Raw genomic sequence first — 398 nt, 5'->3', positions numbered from 1 at the left:
CTTCTGATCGCGAGGGTCCAGCAGGTACGGCAACGGTTGCGGATCACCTTCGGGCCGCGCCGGTTGCGCCTTGCGGAACGGTTCCAGCGCTTCGGCCGTCACGACCCAGGGCGAGATGCTGGTGATGAAGCTCTTGGACAGGAACGGACCCAGCGGCTGGTATTCCCAGGCCTGGATGTCGCGGGCCGACCAATCGTTTAGCAGGCAGAAACCGGCGATGTGCTCGGCCGCATCGCTGATGGCAATCGCGTCGCCCATGGCATTGCCCTGGCCGATCCAGATGCCCAGTTCCAGTTCATAGTCCAGGCGGGCGCAGGGGCCGAACGTCGGCTCGGCCTGGCCGGCGGGCAAGGTCTGCCCTTTGGGGCGACGCACTTCGGTGCCGGACGGGCGGATGG

1 protein-coding gene is annotated in these 398 nt (G+C 66.8%); it reads right to left on the bottom strand.

What is annotated here, in order from left to right:
- On the bottom strand, nt 1–398 hold a 398-nt coding region (locus tag AC0L3U_RS38585; RefSeq protein WP_473364989.1), incomplete at both ends, for a fumarylacetoacetate hydrolase family protein.

Source organism: Bradyrhizobium sp. Kon69 (genome assembly GCF_055807515.1).
The sequence above is the reverse complement of the archived record's forward strand: the minus strand, read 5'-3'. Positions and strand labels throughout refer to the sequence as shown.